2 protein-coding genes are annotated in these 2164 nt (G+C 38.8%); one reads left to right on the forward strand and one right to left on the reverse strand.

Annotation, left to right across the window (positions count from 1 at the left end; all coding sequences use genetic code 11):
* Positions 1-786: 786 nt before the first annotated feature.
* Positions 787-1464, reverse strand: coding sequence for a hypothetical protein (locus tag F6K38_RS40015; RefSeq protein ID WP_008184729.1), 678 nt, complete (start codon positions 1462-1464; stop codon positions 787-789).
* Positions 1465-1989: 525 nt separating this feature from the next.
* Between F6K38_RS40015 and F6K38_RS40020 the strand changes: the two genes are divergently transcribed.
* Positions 1990-2164: NFACT family protein (locus tag F6K38_RS40020; RefSeq protein WP_287360429.1), on the forward strand; the 175-nt coding region annotated here is incomplete at its 3' end.

Raw genomic sequence — 2164 nt, forward strand, 5'->3', positions numbered from 1 at the left:
CGTTCTCTAATATTTCCATTTTCTTCTATTTTTAAGGCTTTTTGAAGTATTGTTTTTTGCTCTTGTGTCAGATAATTTTTTGCTGGCATATTTCCTATTATTGGGTTATTTATTAATTTTTATTATACCAATTTAAATGCCGAACAGCTTACCCACGGACTAAGACGGTCTCGATAGGTCATAATAAAATTATCTCCTATGTTACTAGGGGTTAGAGCCAGCCCCGTGGTTTTTGAGGTTCAGGGGGCTGGTTTTTGACCTTATTAATTAAGGTCACTTTTATTATAGCATAAAAATAATATTTTAGGGTATTTTTTTGAAAATAAAATGTCAATTAAAAATTACTTAATTAGTACAAAATTATGGTGCGTTAATAACGCAACCTACGGGTAAATATAAAATCCTATAGCCGTGAATAAGTGCAAACAATACTGTAACTTCGAGTGTTTAATTGCTAAAATTTATGGTTATTCTGTACTTGTTATGCTAAATGAACAGTTTAGCAGAGGCAGCAGGGAGCAGGAATCAGGGAATAGTTAAAAGAGGCCGTCTTTATAAAATTTTGTTAGTTGAATAGTACCATTTTTATGCTACAGTAAGCTTTCCGATTTTTTTATTGCAACTTTAGCATAAAAGGTACTGAATAACATCATTTTTTTTATTCCTGAGCAGGAAAAATATAGTGTTTGCGTAGTGTGACCTACGGTTAATCTTTAGTAGACAAAACCTCTCAATTTTAGAAATGGCGAATGAAGGTTTTGGAAATTTAAAAAAAAGGAATAGAAGTTATTTTTTTTGTCTTACAGCTTTTTTAATTTGTTGTGCCAAGACCATAGTCATTATAGAATTGGCAAATCCACCAAAAAATGGTAAGTTGCTGAGCATGGCAAGAGATGCTAAAGATGGATCAATCTCCTGAGACAATATTCCTAAGATAGCATTCTCAGCTCGGCGAGTATACACACGAGAGGTAACGTTAGCATTTTTCATGTAGACATCTATATTACTTGAATAGTTATTAATAGAAATTAGCTCAATATATACCCGGTCTCGCGGATTCAATAGTTCAATAATTAAATCAAGTCGGGTTTCTTGAAGTAATAATTCTCGAACTTCTCCAAATCCAACTTCTGGAATAGTTTTGAAAGTATATCCTACAATCTTGGAATTGCTGTCTAAACGTATACTCACTGGTTGCTCCCTAATAGCTAGGTTACCAGAGTTAAAAACTTCCATATTGAATAAAAATACAGAATTTGCAGGTTCATCTGCGTATATAATTTTGAGTTCGTTACGAATTGTATCTGAGAAGGAAAGTAGTGAGGAAGAATCATTAATAATGCAATCTACTTGCTTAATCTTTTTTGTTTTCTGCCAGATAAATACAGATACGCATGCTGTAAATACTGATCCAGCAAGGGCACCTAAAGTAGCAGCAACTGTTGGATTATCGTACCAAGCCATATTTTTTGAATTTTCGGGTATTTACTAGCTAAATATTTATTATATTGCACCTGAGGGGGTGGCCAACAGCCTTAAAAGCCTTACTGGGTGTGGGGTTTGGGGTCACCGGGGTAGGGAAACATCAGGAGCTGGCTACTTTGGTAGAGACGGTTGAATCAGGTTGGGGACGGAGGTTTTTGCTGGGGTAACTCAAAATTCCCTTCTATTTTTACCAAACCCCACACCCCATACCCTGTCTACTTTTTAGCCTTGTTGTCACTTCCTCAGGCTTGGTATAGGACACTGCCTAGGTGAGCTCTGACTTGAGAAGAGGTAGTTTCTCGACTAACATCGTAGCCCTAAGGCTGACTTATACAATAGTATTGTAAATGCCCAAAATGGGAACTGGGCTAGACGGTGATCCCATAGCCATAGCCAAAATGCGATGCGCGCCCATTGAGGCGCTAGGCGATGCTCGGTACGAGCCGCTACGCGATCGCATTCTCAAACCCGAATCCTACCAAGCTCAGATCTGGCACCTGGCACATGCAACCTGTTGACTATACCACCCTGACCGCTGCTTGTTCTGAGCTGCGTGCTACCTGGGTACCAGGACGTACCGAACAAGTCTATCAACGCGATCGCTACACCATTGCTATCGCCCTACGCACCCTAAATGGTCGAGGTTGGCTCACCATTTGTTGGCATCCCCAAGCCGCCC

The organism is Moorena sp. SIO3B2, from assembly GCF_010692525.1.
GTDB classification, from domain to species: domain Bacteria; phylum Cyanobacteriota; class Cyanobacteriia; order Cyanobacteriales; family Coleofasciculaceae; genus Moorena; species Moorena producens.